Source organism: Streptomyces sp. NBC_01198 (assembly GCF_036010485.1).
Taxonomy (GTDB): domain Bacteria; phylum Actinomycetota; class Actinomycetes; order Streptomycetales; family Streptomycetaceae; genus Actinacidiphila.
In genome coordinates this window covers 5,419,793-5,435,821 of the sequence record NZ_CP108568.1, presented here as the reverse complement: position 1 = coordinate 5,435,821, position 16,029 = coordinate 5,419,793, and the positions used below count along the sequence as shown (strand labels likewise).

Genomic DNA, 16,029 nt, shown 5'->3' with positions numbered 1-16,029 from the left:
GGTCGTAGTCCTTTCGAGTGGTCTCCGGTGCCCACCCGCGGCGGGCGGGCGGCTCAGCCGGCGGCCGGCTCAGCGGGCGGCGGCGATCTGCCGGGCCATGATGGTGGTGAGCTCGTAGGCGGTGTGCGAGGCGGCGACCGAGGTGATCTCCGCGTGGTCGTAGGCGGGTGCGACCTCGACCACGTCGGCGGAGACCAGCCGGCAGCCGGCCAGGCCGCGCAGGATCTCCAGCAGCTCGCGCGAGGTCAGGCCGCCCGCCTCGGGGGTGCCGGTGCCGGGGGCGTGGGCGGGGTCGAGGACGTCGATGTCGACCGAGACGTAGAGCGGCCGGTCGCCGATCCGCTCCCGGAGCTGCTGGGCGACCTCGTCGACCCCGCGGCGCATGACGTCGGCCGAGGTCACGATGCCGAAGCCCATCCGCTCGTCCTCGTCCAGGTCCGTGCGCCCGTAGAGCGGGCCGCGGGTGCCGACGTGGGAGAGCGCGGAGGTGTCGAGGATCCCCTCCTCGACCGCCCGGCGGAACGGCGTGCCGTGGGTGTAGGCGGCGCCGAAGTAGGTGTCCCAGGTGTCCAGGTGGGCGTCGAAGTGCAGCAGCGCGACAGGGCCGTGCCTGTGGGCGACGGCCCGCAGCAGCGGCAGCGCGATGGTGTGGTCGCCGCCGAGCGTCATCAGGCGGGCGCCGGTGCCGAGCAGGTCGTCGGCGGCGGCCTGCACGGTCTCCACCGCCTCGCCGATGTCGAACGGGTTGACGGCGATGTCACCGGCGTCCGCCACCTGGGCGAGCGCGAAGGGCGACGCGTCCTGCGCCGGGTTGTACGGGCGCAGCAGCCGGGAGGCCTCGCGGATCGCGTTGCCGCCGAACCTGGCGCCGGGCCGGTAGGACACCCCGCTGTCGAAGGGGACGCCCACCACGGCGACGTCGGCGGCGCCGACCTCGTCCAGGCGGGGCAGCCGCGCGAAGGTCGCGGGACCGGCGTAGCGCGGGATGCGCGAGGAGTCGACGGGGCCGCGCGGCGTTGCGCTGCTCATGGTGGCTGCCTTTCTGCGTGGCTCTGCGGGCTCACGCGTGCGCGGGGGGCGCTGTTCGTGTGCGGTACGGGTCCGGCCGACCGTACGCTGCCGCCGGAAGCCGCCGAAATGTACGTTTCCGCGCATCGGCGTCGTCTATTACGCCTCGGCGTCGATCCGCGAGACGTCGCACGTGGGCGCCCTGGGGCGGGACAATGTCCCCATGCCCAAGGATTCCGCCGCCGCCGCGCCCACCCGCCGCGCCCTCGTCTCCCACCTGATACGCACCCGGATCGCCGGTGACGTCGCGACCAGCCGGGAGAACAACCTCGACCACTACCGCGAGCTGGCGGAGGGCAACCGCTACTACTGGTTCGGCCTCGACCTCGGCAACCGCTGGACGGACCCGGCGGACGTCCTCCACCTGATGGCGGAGCGCTGCGGGGTGGTGCCGGACGCCGGGCACCGCAGCGGGCAGGACACCATCGACCCGGAGCTGACGGTCGACGCCCTGGACCGGATGGCCGTGGTACTGCAGAAGGCGGTGGAGAACCGGTCCCGCGTACTGCTGGCCACCGGGCACCCGGCCGGCCTCTACGCCGTGCACCACGCGCTGGCCGCCGCGCTGCGGGCGGCGGGCTGCACGCTGGTCACCCCGGCCGACCACCTCTACGCGGACGGCGGCGAGATCCGGCATCTTGCCGCGGTCTCCATGCTGCACCGGGCCGGCGGACTGGTGCACACCCACTCCCCCGACCCGATGCGGGAGATCCTGGTGGCGCTCGAACGCTCCGGTCAGGCGGCCCCCGACCTGGTGATCGCCGATCACGGCTGGGCCGGATACGCCGGTGGCCGCGGCATCGACACGGTCGGTTTCGCCGACTGCAACGACCCGGCGCTCTTCGTCGGCGAGGCCGAGGGCAGCCTGCTGGTGACGGTGCCGCTCGACGACAACGTGCCGCCGCACCACTACGCGCCGATGACGGCCTACCTGCTGGCGGCCGCGGGCCTGCCGCAGCCCGCCTGAGACCGCGGCGGGACTGCCGGCCGGGGCGGTCAGGTCCGCGGGATGCGGACCAGGCCCTCCTGGATCACCGAGACGGCGAGCCGGCCGTCCTGGGTGTAGATGCGGGCGGTGCCGAGGCCGCGGCCGCCCGAGGCGGACGGGCTCTGCTGGTCGTAGAGCAGCCACTCGTCGGCACGGAAGGGCCGGTGGAACCACATGGCGTGGTCCAGGCTGGCGCCGACCACGTCGCCGACCGCCCAGCCGCCGCGGCCGTGGGCGAGCAGCACCGAGTCGAGCAGGGTCATGTCCGACACGTAGGTGGCGAGGCACACGTGCAGCAGCGAGTCGTCGGCGAGCTTGCCGCGGGTGCGGAACCAGACCTGGGAGCGCGGTTCGCGGGCGACCCCCGCGGTCAGGAACGGCGGGTCCTCGACGTAGCGCAGGTCGACGGCGGCGCGGGCCTCAAGCAGCCGGTCGATCACCCTGGGGTCGGGGAACTTGTCGGCGTGGGCCGGCAGCAGGTCCGCGGCCTCGGGCAGCGTCTCCGGGTCGGGCGCCCGCGGCATCGGCTCCTGGTGCTCCAGGCCCTCCTCGGCCGTCTGGAAGGAGGCGGAGAGGTGGAAGATCGGCTGGCCGTGCTGGATCGCCACCACCCGCCGGGTGGTGAAGGAGCGGCCGTCGCGGATCCGGTCGACCTGGTAGACGATCGGCGCGCCGGGGTCGCCCGGGCGCAGGAAATACGCGTGCAGCGAGTGGGCGCCGCGCTCCTCGGGGACGGTGCGGCCCGCCGCGACCAGGGCCTGCGCGGCGACCTGGCCGCCGAAGACCCGCGGCACGACCGCCGTGCGGCTCACCCCGCGGAAGATGTCCTGCTCGATCCGCTCCAGGTCGAGCAGGTCGAGCAGGGACTCAAGAGGCTCGTTCAGTTCGCTCACAGGCCCATCGACTTGGCGATGATCGACTTCATGACCTCGCTGGTGCCGCCGTAGATGCGGTTGACGCGATTGTCGGCGTACAGGCGCGCGATCGGGTACTCGTTCATATAACCGTATCCGCCGTGCAGCTGCAGGCAGCGGTCGATCACCCGGGCGGCGACCTCGGTGCAGAACAGCTTCGCCGACGCGGCGTCCGCGGCGGTCAGCTCCCGCCGGTCGTGGGCGTCCAGCGCGCGGTCGACGACCGCCTCGGCCGCGTCCACCTCGGCCTTGCAGGCGGCCAGTTCGAACTTGGTGTTCTGGAAGGACGCGACGGTCTTGCCGAAGACCGTGCGCTCCTGGACGTAGTTCTGGGCGAAGCGGATGGCGGCTGCGGCCTGCGCGTAGGCGCCCACCGCGATGGCCAGACGCTCCTGCGGGAGGTTCTGGCCGAGGTAGGAGAAGCCCTTGCCCTCCTCGCCGAGCAGGTCCTCCAGCGGCACCCTGACATCGGAGAAGGACAGCTCCGCGGTGTCCGAGGCCTTCAGGCCGAGCTTGTCCAGCTTGCGGCCGATCGCGTAGCCCTCGGACCTCGTGTCGACCACGAAGAGCGAGATGCCGGCCCTGCGGTCCTCCAGGGTGGCCGGCGCGGTGCGGGCGCAGACGATGACGCGGTCGGCGTGCACGCCGCCGGTGATGAAGGTCTTGGCGCCGTTGAGCACGTAGTGGGTGCCGTCGGCGGAGAGTTTGGCGGTGGTCTTCATCCCGGCCAGGTCGGAACCGGTCCCCGGCTCGGTCATGGCGATGGCGAACATGGTCTCGCCGCTGGCGAAGCCGGGCAGCCAGCGCTTCTTCTGCTCGTCGGTCGCGTAGGCCGTCACATACGGCAGGCACAGGCCGGTGTGCACGCTGCTGCCGCCGAAGCTGACGCCGGCGCGGGCGCACTCCTCGCTCAGGACCGCCTGGAACTTGAAGCTCCGCTCGCCGGCGCCGCCGAACTCCTCGGGCACCTCGATACCGAAGACGCCCAGCTCGCCGAGCTTGTAGTAGAAGTCACGCGGGGCCTGGCCGGCCGCCAGCCACTCGTCGTAGACGGGGACGACCTGGGCCTCGATGAAGGCGCGTATCGTCTCGCGGAACGCCTCGTGGTCCTCGTTGAACACCGTACGACGCACAGCGCGCCTCCCGTCGGCGAGTGGTGACTGACCGCTGCTCTCTGGTCATAAGCAAGCGCTCAGTAAGTTACCCGCCAGTCCGCCGTACTGTCCAGAGCGGTCAGGGCGCCGAGGGCCAGCCCGCGCAGCAGTTCCGACATCTCCCGGCGGCCGGGAAGACTGGACTGGGCGCCGAGGTGGGGGGTCGAGTTCAGCAGGCCGAAGACCCCGTGGACGGCGGCCCGCACCTCGCGCTCGGTGGCGCCGGGGTGGACCCGGCCGACCACGGCCACCCACTCCTCGACATACTGCCGCTGCAGCTGGCGGACCAGCTTGCGGTCCGACTCGCGGAGCCGGTCCAGCTCCCGGTCGTGCAAGGTGATCAGCGGCCGGTCGTCGATGGCGAAGTCGATGTGGCCGCGGATCAGCGCGTCCAGCGCCTCCTCGGGGCCGGCCGCCTCCGCCACCCGCCGCTTGCCCGCGGCCAGCAGCCGGCCGCTGATCCCGACCAGCAGCTCGGCGAGCATGGCGTCCTTCCCCGCGAAGTGCCGGTAGAGCCCGGGGCCGCTGATACCGACCGCGGCGCCTATCTCGTCCACTCCCACACCGTGGAAACCGCGCTCGGCGAACAGCCGTGCGGCCTCCCTGAGGATCTGGTCACGCCGGCTGACCGCCGTGTTCGTCGAGTTCATGGGATCGAGTCTAGACAATTCTGTTAGCGACCGTTAACGTGGAGTCATCAGTTAACGCTCGCTAACATCCTCATTCGCACCACCCGGGGGCCGAACCATGGCAGCACCCGCCCTTTCCAGCGCCGCAGACCCGGCGTCGGAGGCGTTCCGCGTCAACACGCAGGCCCACACCGCGCTCACCGCGGGCCTGCGCGACAAGCTGGCCGCCGCACGCCTCGGCGGCGGCGAGAAGGCCAGAGCCCGCCACACCGCGCGCGGGAAGCTGCTGCCCAGAGACCGGGTGGACGGGCTGCTCGACCCCGGCTCCCCCTTCCTGGAACTGGCGCCGCTGGCCGCGGACGGGATGTACGACGGGCAGGCGCCGGCCGCCGGAGTCATCGCCGGGATCGGCCGCGTCGCCGGGCGGGAGGTCGTCGTGGTGGCCAACGACGCCACCGTCAAGGGGGGCACGTACTACCCCATCACGGTGAAGAAGCACCTGCGCGCCCAGGAAGTGGCCCTGGACAACCGGCTGCCGTGCGTCTACCTGGTCGACTCCGGCGGCGCATTCCTCCCCCGGCAGGACGAGGTCTTCCCCGACCGGGACCACTTCGGCCGGATCTTCTTCAACCAGGCCACGATGTCGGCCCGCGGCATCCCGCAGATCGCCGCCGTGCTCGGCTCGTGCACCGCGGGCGGCGCCTACGTCCCGGCGATGAGCGACGAGGCGGTCATCGTGCGCGACCAGGGCACGATCTTTCTCGGCGGGCCGCCGCTGGTGAAGGCCGCCACCGGCGAGGTGGTCACCGCGGAGGAGCTGGGCGGCGGCGAGCTGCACTCCCGGGTGTCCGGGGTCACCGACCATCTCGCCGAGGACGACGCGCACGCCCTGAGCATCGTCCGGGACATCGTCGCCACCCTGCCGGCCCGCGGCGCGCCGCCGTGGACCCTGCGGCCGGCCGAGGAGCCCGCGGTGGACCCGGCGGGGCTGTACGGCGCGGTGCCGGTCGACTCCCGCACGCCGTACGACGTGCGCGAGGTGATCGCCCGGCTGGTCGACGGCAGCCGCTTCGCCGAGTTCAAGGCGGAGTACGGCACGACGCTGGTCACCGGATTCGCCCACGTGCAGGGCCACCCGGTGGGGATCGTGGCGAACAACGGCATCCTCTTCGCCGAATCCGCCCTCAAGGGCGCGCACTTCATCGAGCTGTGCGACCAGCGCGGCATCCCGCTGCTGTTCCTGCAGAACATCTCCGGATTCATGGTCGGCCGGCAGTACGAGGCGGGCGGCATCGCCAAGCACGGCGCGAAGATGGTCACCGCGGTCGCGTGCGCCCGGGTGCCCAAGCTCACCGTGGTGATCGGCGGCTCCTACGGGGCGGGCAACTACTCGATGTGCGGCCGGGCCTACAGCCCGCGCTTCCTGTGGATGTGGCCCAACGCCAAGATCTCCGTGATGGGCGGCGAGCAGGCCGCCTCGGTGCTGGCCACCGTCAAGCGCGACCAGCTCGCGGCGGCCGGCGAGAAGTGGAGCGAGGAGGCGGAGGAGGCCTTCAAGCAGCCGGTCCGCGAGCAGTACGAGACCCAGGGCAACGCCTACTACGCCACCGCGCGGCTCTGGGACGACGGGGTGATCGATCCGCTGGAGACCCGCACCGTGCTCGGCCTGGCGCTCACCGCCTGCGCCAACGCCCCCCTGCCCGCCGCCGATCCCGCAGCGCCCGGCTACGGCGTCTTCCGGATGTGAGGGCCGTGATGACCAGTAACACCTCCACCCCCGCCGGCCCGGGCGCCGTGTTCGGCACCGTCCTGGTGGCCAACCGCGGCGAGATCGCCGTCCGGATCATCCGCACCCTGCGCGAACAGGGGGTGCGCTCGGCCGCCGCCTTCACCGAGGCGGACGCCGATGCCCGGCATGTCCGGGAGGCCGACACCGCCGTGCGGGTCGGGAGTTATCTGTCGGCCAGCGATCTGGTGCGGGCCGCCGTGGCCGTCGGAGCCGGAGCCGTCCACCCCGGCTACGGCTTCCTCGCGGAGAATTCCGGCTTCGCCGGCGCCTGCGCCGAGGCGGGGCTGGTCTTCATCGGGCCGCCCGCCGAGGCGATCGAGTTGATGGGCGACAAGATCCGGGCCAAGGAGACGGTACGTGCCGCCGGCGTGCCGGTGGTGCCCGGCAGCAGCGGCAGCGGCCTGACCGATGGCGAACTGGCCGCGGCGGCGGTCGAGATCGGGCTGCCGGTACTGCTCAAGCCGTCGGCCGGCGGCGGCGGCAAGGGCATGCGGCTGGTGCGGGACGCGGCGGTGCTGGCCGAGGAGATCGCCGCGGCCCGGCGCGAGGCGCTGGGGTCGTTCGGTGACGACACCCTGCTGGTCGAGCGCTGGATCGACCGGCCACGGCACATCGAGATCCAGGTGTTGGCCGACGCGCACGGCCACGTGGTGCACCTGGGCGAGCGGGAGTGCTCGTTGCAGCGGCGGCACCAGAAGGTGATCGAGGAGGCCCCCTCGGTGCTGCTCGACCCGGCGACCAGGGCGGCGATGGGCGAGGCCGCGGTGCAGGCGGCCAGGTCCTGCGGCTACACCGGGGCGGGGACGGTGGAGTTCATCGTCCCCGGAGCCGACCCGTCGGCGTACTTCTTCATGGAGATGAACACCCGGCTGCAGGTCGAGCACCCCGTCACCGAGCTGGTCACCGGGCTGGACCTGGTGGCCTGGCAGTTGCGGGTGGCGGCCGGCGAGCCGCTGGACTTCGAGCAGCAGGACGTCACGCTCACCGGGCACGCGGTCGAGGCACGGATCTGCGCGGAGACCGCGCGGCCCGCGGCGGGCCGGGTGGACTTCCTGCCCTCGGCCGGGCCGGTGCTCGCACTGCACGAGCCGGCCGGGCGACCCGGGGTGCGGGTGGACTCCGGGCTGCTGGCCGGTACGGAGGTCGGCACCGCCTACGACCCCATGCTGGCCAAGGTGATCGCCCACGGCCCCGACCGCGCGACCGCACTGCGGCGGCTGCGGGCCGCGCTGGCGGAGACGGTGGTGCTGGGGCTCGACACCAACACCGGCTTCCTGCGCCGGCTGCTCGGGCATCCGGCCGTGGTGGCCGGCGAGTTGGACACCGGGCTGATCGAGCGGGAGGCCGCCGCTCTGGTGCCGCAGGATGTGCCGGACGAGGTCTATGCCGCGGGCGCGCTGCTGCGGCAGTCGGCGCTGGCCCCGGCGCCCGGGCCGGACGGCTGGACGGATCCCTTCTCGGTGCCGACCGGCTGGCGGCTGGGCGGCGAGCCGGCCTGGACCGTGCACCACCTGAGAGTCCCGGGCCATGAGCCGGTGGCGGTCCGGGTCAGGCAGGGCGAGGTACGGATCGCGGACGGCCCCGTGACGGCGGCCAGGATCACCCTCGACGGGCCCCGGGCGCTGCTGCACACCGGAGGTCTGGTGCACACCTTCTTCCAGGCCGGCGAGTGGCTGGGCCGGGACGGCGACAGCTGGTGGGTGCAGCCCTACGACCCGGTGGCCGCGGCCCTGCGCGGCGCCGCGCTGGGCGCGGGCGGCGGCGCGCTGACCGCGCCGATGCCGGGCACGGTCACCGTGGTGAAGGTCGCCAAGGGCGAGGATGTGGTCGCCGGGCAGAGCCTGCTGGTGGTGGAGGCGATGAAGATGGAGCACGTGATCACCGCACCGCACGACGGGACGGTGGCCGAGATCGATGTCGTCGCGGGTTCGACGGTGGCGATGGACCAGGTGCTGGCCGTGGTCACCCCGGCCGGGACACCCGGCGGCGACGCGCAGGACCGGGCGGCCGGCGCACCCGGGGAGGCGTCATGACCAGGACGGATTCCGCGACCGGCGGCGCTATCGCGGGCGCGGCCGGTGCGGCCGGGGTGCCCGAAGTGCTGGGTCTGGGGCTGCCGATGGCCGTCCCGGCCGACGGGCTGCCGCCGCGGGTGCGGATCCACGAGGTCGGCGCCCGCGACGGGCTGCAGAACGAGAAGCAGGTCGTGCCGACCGCGGTGAAGGCGGAGTTCGTCCACCGGCTGGCCGAGGCGGGGCTGACAACCATCGAGGCGACCAGTTTCGTGCACCCGAAGTGGGTGCCCCAACTGGCGGACGCGGCCGAGCTGATGCCGCTGCTCGCCGACCTCACCGGCCCCGCCGGCCCCGCCGGCCCGGGCGGCCCGGGCGGCCACGGCGGGCGGGACGCGGCGGTGCGGTTGCCGGTGCTGGTCCCCAACGAGCGCGGCCTGGATCGGGCGCTGGAGCTGGGAGTGCGGGAGATCGCGGTCTTCGGCAGCGCCACCGAGTCCTTCGCGCGGGCGAATCTCAACCGGAGCGTGGACGAGTCGCTGGCGATGTTCGAGCCGGTGGTGGCACGGGCGAGGGCAGCGGGCGCGACGGTCCGCGGCTATCTGTCGATGTGCTTCGGCGACCCGTGGGAGGGGCCGGTGCCGGTCGGGCAGGTGGCGGCGGTGGCCCGGCGGCTGTACGCGATGGGCTGCACCGAGCTGAGCCTCGGCGACACCATCGGGGTGGCGACCCCCGGCCATGTCACCGCGCTGCTGGACGAGCTGACCGGCCGCCCCGGCGACCCAGGCGACCCCCGAGGCCCAGGCGACCCCCGCGAGCCGGGCCGCCGCCCCGGCGGCTCCGGTGACCCGGAGAGCGGCACCCGCGGCCCCGGCCGCAGCGGGGCCATAGGCGACGGGATCCCGGTGGAGCACCTGGCCGTGCACTTCCACGACACCTACGGGCAGGCGCTGTCCAACACGCTGGCGGCGCTGCAGCGGGGCGTCACCGTGGTGGACGCCTCGGCGGGCGGGCTCGGCGGCTGCCCGTACGCGAAGAGCGCCACCGGGAATCTCGCGACCGAAGACCTCGTCTGGATGCTGAACGGTCTCGGCATCAGCACCGGAGTCGATCTCGACCGCCTCAGCGCCACAAGCGTCTGGATGGCGGAGCAGTTGGGGCGGCCCAGCCCGTCCCGTACCGTCCGCGCCCTCACCCACCGGGAGCAGTAGCCATGCCGATCGACCACCGTCTGTCCGAGGAGTACGAGGAACTGCGCGCCACCGTCGCGGAGTTCGCCCAGGATGTGATCGCGCCGAAGATCGGCGGGTTCTACGAGCAGGAGGAGTTCCCGTACGAGATCGTGCGGGAGATGGGGCGGATGGGGCTGTTCGGGCTGCCGTTCCCCGAGGAGTACGGCGGCATGGGCGGCGACTACTTCGCGCTGTGCCTGGTGCTGGAGGAGCTGGCCCGGGTGGACTCCTCGGTGGCGATCACCCTGGAGGCCGGGGTGTCGCTGGGCGCGATGCCGGTTTTCAGGTTCGGCACCGAGGAGCAGAAGCGGGAGTGGCTGCCGCGGCTGTGCTCGGGCGAGATGCTGGGGGCGTTCGGCCTGACGGAGCCGGACTGCGGCTCCGACGCGGGCGGCACCCGCACCACGGCCCGGCTGGACGAGGCGACCGGCGAGTGGGTGATCAACGGGACCAAGTGCTTCATCACCAACTCGGGCACCGACATCACCGGCCTGGTCACGGTGACGGCGGTCACCGGCCGTACCGACGAGGGCCGCCCGCTGATCTCGTCGATCATCGTGCCGTCGGGCACGCCGGGCTTCACGGTGTCGAAGAAGTACAGCAAGGTCGGGTGGAACGCGTCGGACACCCGGGAGCTGTCCTTCACCGACTGCCGGGTCCCGGCGGCGAATCTGCTCGGCGAGAAGGGCCGGGGCTACGCGCAGTTCCTGCGCATTCTGGACGAGGGGCGGATCGCGATCTCGGCGCTGGCCACCGGGCTGGCCCAGGGGTGCGTGGACGAGTCGGTACGGTACGCGCGGACCAGGGAGGCGTTCGGCCGGCCCATCGGTGCCAACCAGGCGATCCAGTTCAAGATCGCCGACATGGAGATGCGGGCGTACACCGCTCGGCTGGCGTGGCGGGACGCGGCCTCCCGGCTGACGCACGGGGAGCCGTTCAAGAAGGAGGCGGCGCTGGCGAAGCTGTACTCCTCGGAGATCGCGGTGACCAACGCGCGGGAGGCCACCCAGATCCACGGCGGCTACGGGTTCATGAACGAGTATCCGGTGGCCCGGATGTGGCGCGACTCCAAGATCCTGGAGATCGGGGAGGGCACGAGCGAGGTGCAGCGGATGCTGATCGCCAGGGAGCTGGGGCTGACCGGCTGAGCTCCCCCGGCCACCACACCCGGCCACCACACCCGGCCACCATGTCCGGCAACCATGTCCGGCAACCCGCTCCGCAGCCGTCCGTCCGCCTACCACCCGGGGGCACCCCCGATCGAACGAATCCCCAGGTAAAGCCTCGGGAATCACTCCTTTGGCCGTTCTCGACCTGCTTTCCTGCCCGGAATCGGGCAGGATTCTTGCAAACCGAAGATCATCACACCAGTATCAACGGGTGCAAGAACGCCGGACCTCCTACGAAGACCTGATCGATCACCTGGTGCGCACCACGCCGCTGCACCGCGGCGAGGCGTCCCGGGTGGTGCTGGACGTCCTGGCGTACTTCGACGAGACGACCGAGGAGTACGTCCGCCGCAGACACCGCGAACTCCAGGCGAAAGGCCTGGTCAACGCGGAGATCTTCGAGCGGATCGGCGAGGAGCTGCCGCACCGGGCGGTGGCCCCCGCCGCGCTCTCCCAGCGCCAGCTCCGCCGCATCGTCTACGGCTGAAGGTGCCCGCGCCCCGGCGGCGCGAGCACGCACACCACAGGCCTACGGTCACCCAGGGCACAGAGGACGACGGAGAGGGACGGACGGCACATGTGCGGAATCGTCGGATACATCGGCAAGCGCGACGTGGCACCGCTGCTGCTCGAAGGGCTGCAGCGGCTGGAGTACCGCGGTTACGACTCGGCCGGCGTCGTCATCACCGGTAAATCGAGCGAGCTGCGCACGGTCAAGGCCAAGGGCCGGGTGCGCGAGCTGGAGTCGCGCATCCCGAAGCGCTTCTCCGGCACCACCGGCATCGCCCACACCCGCTGGGCCACCCATGGCGCGCCCAGCGACATCAACGCGCACCCCCACCTGGACGCCGACGAGAAGGTCGCGGTCGTCCACAACGGGATCATCGACAACGCCTCCGAGTTGCGCGCCCGGCTGTCCGCCGAGGGCATCGTCTTCGTCTCGGAGACCGACACCGAGGTGCTGGCCCACCTGATCGCACGGTCCGCCGCCGAGACGCTGGAGAAGAAGGTCAGCGAGGCGCTGCGGTCGGTCGAGGGCACCTACGGCCTCGCGGTGCTGCACCAGGACTTCCCCGGCCGGATCGTGGTCGCCCGCAACGGCTCCCCGGTGGTGCTGGGCATCGGCGAGAAGGAGATGTTCGTCGCCTCCGACGTCGCCGCGCTGGTCGCCCACACCCGCCAGGTCGTCACCCTCGGGGACGGCGAGATGGCCACCCTGAAGGCCGACGACTTCCGCACCTACACCACCGAGGGCTCGCAGACCACGGCGACGCCGACCACGGTGGAGTGGGAGGCCGAGTCGTACGACATGGGCGGCCATGACACGTACATGCACAAGGAGATCTTCGAGCAGGCCGAGGCGGTGGACCGGGTGCTGCGCGGCCGGATCGACGACCGCTTCGCCACGGTGCACCTGGGCGGGCTGAATCTGGACGCGCGCGAGGCGCGGAGCGTGCGCCGGATCAAGATCCTGGGCTGCGGCACCAGCTACCACGCCGGCCAGATCGGCGCCGGGCTGATCGAGGAGCTGGCCAGGATCCCCGCCGACGCCGAGCCGGCCTCGGAGTTCCGCTACCGCAACCCGGTGGTGGACCCCGACACCCTCTACGTCGCCGTGTCGCAGTCCGGCGAGACCTACGACGTGCTGGCCGCCGTCCAGGAGCTGAAGCGCAAGGGCGCCCGGGTGCTGGGCGTGGTCAATGTCGTGGGGTCCGCGATCGCCCGGGAGGCGGACGGCGGCACCTACGTGCACGCCGGGCCCGAGGTGTGCGTGGTGTCCACCAAGTGCTTCACCAACACCGTGGTGGCCTTCGCGCTGCTGGCACTGCACCTGGGACGGGTGCGGGACCTGTCGGTCACCGACGGCAAGCGGATCATCGAGGGGCTGCGCAGGCTGCCGGCCCAGATCGAGGAGATCCTGAAGACCGAGCCGGAGATCAAGCAGCTGGCGAAGGCCTACGCCGACGCCCGCTCGATGCTCTTCATCGGCCGGGTCCGCGGCTACCCGGTGGCCCGCGAGGCGTCGCTGAAGCTCAAGGAGGTCAGCTACATCCACGCCGAGGCCTATCCGGCCTCCGAGCTCAAGCACGGTCCGCTGGCGCTGATCGACCCGTCGATGCCGACCGTCGCGATCGTCCCCGACGACGACCTGCTGGAGAAGAACCGCGCGGCGCTTGAGGAGATCAAGGCCCGCAGCGGCCGGATCCTCGCGGTCGCGCACCAGGAGCAGGAGAAGGCCGACCACACCATCGTGGTGCCGAAGAACGAGGCGGAGCTCGACCCGATCCTGATGGGCATCCCGCTCCAGCTCTTCGCCTACCACACCGCGCTGGCCCTCGGCCGGGACATCGACAAGCCGCGCAACCTGGCGAAGTCCGTCACGGTGGAGTAGCCGTACGGCATGCAGGCATACGAGTGGGGGCCGGTCGACCGACCGGCCCCCACTCATACGTTCGTCCTACGGGATGACCACCACCGGCCGCTGCGCCCGGCGGGCGAGCCGTCCGGCGACCGAGCCGAAGATCCGCCCGGCCAGTCCGTGCGTGCCGCCGACCACGATGGCGTCGGCTTCGTACTCCCGGCCGACCTCCTCCAACTCGTGGCAGATGTCGCCGCCGCGCTCGACCAGCACCCAGGAGATCTCGGCCAGGTGGTCGGCGCAGGCCAGTTCGAGCCCGAGCACCTCGGTGCGGTGGTCGGGGACGTCGACGAAGACCGGCGGCTCGCAGCCCGCCCAGACGGTGGCCGGCAGGCGGTTGGCGACATGCACGATGATCAGCGCGGAATGCGTCCTGCGGGCCATGCCGATGGCGTAGGAGAGCGCCCGTTCGCTGGAGACGGAACCGTCGAAGCCCACCACGACGCCGTGCCGGAAGGCGGGATCACAGGCGTGGCTCAGGGCTGGAGTCTGCTCGGGCAGTGCCGCCGATTCGGCGAGCGGCCTGCGGTCGGCGGGCTCGGGGAAGTCATGACCGGCCATGATGCGGATTCTCGGCAAGGGCGGCGCTGACGCGCCGGGCAGCGGACAGGACAGTGCGTGCGGGGCGGGCCGTCAAATCGGCCGTTTTAGGCCAGTTCGCCACTTCCCGCCCCACTCTCTCCAGAGTACGGCTGCAAAGTCAGCCTGCACAGATGTGACGGTGACTTCACAGGGCGCGTACCCCGAGTTCCCAGGAGAATGCCGGAGCGGCGCCGAGAGCGCAACGCCATCCCGCCAACCGGCTGCACGCCGCGGCGCACCGGAGCATCCCGGGGGCGCATCGGATCACCCGCGGGCGACCGTGCGCCCTGTCGGGGGTCTTACCCGCTCCGGCCACGCATTATCCGCTGGAATGAACCATTCGGCAGGGTCACCGCCCGACTCCCGTACGGCTGCGGGGCGCACCCCCCGGCGCCTTTTACGCGCATGCGGCTCCTGAACGGCGTTTTTCGGCCAACTTCTCAGCCCTGCGCCCCGGTTCGGATTCGTGCTCGCTAACACCTCTGCCACCTGCGGTTCTACGATGCGGCGTGTCGCGGATGACGCGCTGCGTGGCCGAAGTGACGGGAGGCGTACTTCCCTCCTGGCTCCACGAGTGAAACGCTTCGTGATCGAATGCTTTACGCCACGTTGTCTTGTCGACTTAGCGTCAGGTGCCGAAGGTGTCACTGGCGCCCCACCTGACACAGTAGATTTGATCATGGGTGGCCTCGCGGGGGGAACGTGCAGGACCGAGGTGACGACGCGTCGATTCGAGGGGGGCTTGAGCTCCATGAGCCAGGAGTCCGGTTCCGGTACGGCGACGGAGAGTCCGTCGCAAGCAGCATCGGCATCACCTCGCGCCATTCGTAAGCTTTCCGCGCGTCGGCGACCCGAAGTGGTCGCCGTGCTGCTCTTCAGCGGTGGCCCGATCTTCGAGAGCTCCATACCGCTGTCCGTCTTCGGCATAGACCGCCAGGACGCGGGGGTGCCCCGCTACCGGCTGCTGGTCTGCGCCGGCGAGGACGGTCCGCTGCGCACCACCGGCGGCCTGGAACTCACCGCCCCCTACGGCCTGGAAGCGCTCTCCCGGGCCGGCACGGTCGTGGTGCCGACCTGGCGGTCGATCTCCCAGGCGCCGCCGCCGGAGGCGCTGGAGTCGATCCGCAGGGCCCACGAGGAGGGCGCCAGGATCATCGGGCTGTGCACCGGGGCCTTCGTCCTGGCCGCGGCCGGCCTGCTGGACGGCCGGCCGGCCACCACGCACTGGATGTACGCGCCCACGCTCGCCAAGCGCTACCCCTCGGTCCATGTGGACCCCAGAGAGCTGTTCGTCGACGACGGCGACGTGCTGACCTCCGCGGGCACCGCGGCCGGGATCGACCTGTGCCTGCACGTGGTGCGCACCGACCACGGCGGCGAGGCCGCGGCCGCGCTGGCCCGCAGGCTGGTCGTACCGCCGCGGCGGGCCGACTGGCAGACCGGGCAGCGGCACCTCGACCGGTCTTTACCCGAGGAGATCGGCGCCGACCCGCTGGCCGAGGTCGTCGCCTGGGCGCTGGAGCACCTGCACGAGCAGTTCGACGTCGAGGCGCTGGCCGCCCGCGCCTACATGAGCCGGCGGACCTTCGACCGCCGGTTCAGGTCGCTGACCGGCAGCGCGCCCCTGCAGTGGCTGATCACCCAGCGGGTGCTGCAGGCGCAGCGGCTGCTGGAGACGTCGGACTACTCGGTGGACGAGGTCGCGGGCCGCTGCGGCTTCCGCTCCCCGGTCGCGCTGCGCGGCCACTTCCGGCGGCAGCTCGGCTCCTCCCCGGCGTCCTACCGGGCCGCCTACCGGGCCCGCAGGCCGCAGGACGAGCAGGACCGGGCCCCGGTGCCGCCGGACCTGGCGGCGCTCCGCCGCGGTTCCGGCCTGCCCGCCGCCGGCCACGGGCCGGTCTCCCAGGTCCTCGCGGCACCCGGCAAACCGGAGAGCGACACCTTCGCCGCCCGGGTCCCGGACCAGCCGGGCCGGGGCGATCCCGCGGACGGGCCGCCGCGCAGCAGGCTGCGCGCCGGACGCGGTCTGGGCGCCGCGCTGCCGGCACCACGTGATCGCCCCGTAGGGTGAGA

The 16,029-nt window shown here is 72.2% G+C and carries 13 protein-coding genes; 8 read left to right on the top strand and 5 right to left on the bottom strand.

Annotated elements, in window-relative coordinates; all coding sequences use genetic code 11:
* Nucleotides 1–69: 69 nt before the first annotated feature.
* Entirely contained in the window at nt 70–1,029 is a 960-nt protein-coding gene (gene speB, locus OG702_RS24210; RefSeq protein ID WP_327291035.1) for an agmatinase, read from the bottom strand.
* Nucleotides 1,030–1,231: 202 nt separating this feature from the next.
* Between speB and OG702_RS24205 the strand changes: the two genes are divergently transcribed.
* Nucleotides 1,232–2,035 (top strand): phosphatase, encoded by an 804-nt coding sequence (locus OG702_RS24205; protein WP_327291034.1) that lies wholly within the window; start codon nt 1,232–1,234, stop codon nt 2,033–2,035.
* A 29-nt stretch (nt 2,036–2,064) separates the two neighbouring features.
* Here the strand turns inward: OG702_RS24205 and OG702_RS24200 are convergent, their stop codons facing one another.
* The 3 genes from OG702_RS24200 to OG702_RS24190 are packed head-to-tail and all read right to left on the bottom strand — an operon-like array spanning nt 2,065 to nt 4,774.
* The gene (locus OG702_RS24200; RefSeq protein ID WP_327293350.1) at nt 2,065–2,940 is read right to left on the bottom strand and encodes an acyl-CoA thioesterase; all 876 of its coding nucleotides are present in this window, start codon (nt 2,938–2,940) and stop codon (nt 2,065–2,067) included.
* A 5-nt stretch (nt 2,941–2,945) separates the two neighbouring features.
* A complete protein-coding gene (locus OG702_RS24195) occupies nt 2,946–4,103 on the bottom strand; it encodes an acyl-CoA dehydrogenase family protein (RefSeq protein ID WP_327291033.1) in 1,158 nt (385 codons plus the stop codon).
* Between the two features lie 59 nt (nt 4,104–4,162).
* Nucleotides 4,163–4,774 (bottom strand): SACE_7040 family transcriptional regulator, encoded by a 612-nt coding sequence (locus OG702_RS24190; protein ID WP_327291032.1) that lies wholly within the window; start codon nt 4,772–4,774, stop codon nt 4,163–4,165.
* A 97-nt stretch (nt 4,775–4,871) separates the two neighbouring features.
* On the opposite strand from OG702_RS24190, the gene OG702_RS24185 reads away from it, so the two are divergent.
* From OG702_RS24185 to glmS, 6 genes are all read left to right on the top strand, one after another.
* Nucleotides 4,872–6,500 (top strand): carboxyl transferase domain-containing protein, encoded by a 1,629-nt coding sequence (locus tag OG702_RS24185; RefSeq protein ID WP_327291031.1) that lies wholly within the window; start codon nt 4,872–4,874, stop codon nt 6,498–6,500.
* Nucleotides 6,501–6,508: 8 nt separating this feature from the next.
* Nucleotides 6,509–8,575, top strand: a complete 2,067-nt coding sequence (locus OG702_RS24180) for an acetyl/propionyl/methylcrotonyl-CoA carboxylase subunit alpha (protein WP_327291030.1) — start codon at nt 6,509–6,511, stop codon at nt 8,573–8,575.
* Nucleotides 8,576–8,661: 86 nt separating this feature from the next.
* Nucleotides 8,662–9,765 carry a hydroxymethylglutaryl-CoA lyase gene (locus tag OG702_RS24175; RefSeq protein WP_327293348.1) on the top strand — a complete coding sequence of 368 codons (1,104 nt, stop codon included), beginning with the start codon at nt 8,662–8,664 and terminating at the stop codon, nt 9,763–9,765.
* Nucleotides 9,766–9,773: 8 nt separating this feature from the next.
* Nucleotides 9,774–10,934 carry an acyl-CoA dehydrogenase family protein gene (locus OG702_RS24170; protein WP_327293347.1) on the top strand — a complete coding sequence of 387 codons (1,161 nt, stop codon included), beginning with the start codon at nt 9,774–9,776 and terminating at the stop codon, nt 10,932–10,934.
* 232 nt (nt 10,935–11,166) lie between these two features.
* Complete coding sequence (locus OG702_RS24165; RefSeq protein WP_327291029.1) at nt 11,167–11,442, top strand: hypothetical protein; 276 nt, start codon at nt 11,167–11,169, stop codon at nt 11,440–11,442.
* A gap of 90 nt (nt 11,443–11,532) precedes the next feature.
* A complete protein-coding gene (gene glmS, locus OG702_RS24160; RefSeq protein WP_327291028.1) occupies nt 11,533–13,347 on the top strand; it encodes a glutamine--fructose-6-phosphate transaminase (isomerizing) in 1,815 nt (604 codons plus the stop codon).
* 66 nt (nt 13,348–13,413) lie between these two features.
* Here the strand turns inward: glmS and OG702_RS24155 are convergent, their stop codons facing one another.
* Nucleotides 13,414–13,935, bottom strand: a complete 522-nt coding sequence (locus tag OG702_RS24155; protein ID WP_327291027.1) for a universal stress protein — start codon at nt 13,933–13,935, stop codon at nt 13,414–13,416.
* A 772-nt stretch (nt 13,936–14,707) separates the two neighbouring features.
* Between OG702_RS24155 and OG702_RS24150 the strand changes: the two genes are divergently transcribed.
* The gene (locus OG702_RS24150; protein WP_327291026.1) at nt 14,708–16,027 is read left to right on the top strand and encodes a helix-turn-helix domain-containing protein; all 1,320 of its coding nucleotides are present in this window, start codon (nt 14,708–14,710) and stop codon (nt 16,025–16,027) included.
* Nucleotides 16,028–16,029 lie beyond the last annotated feature (2 nt).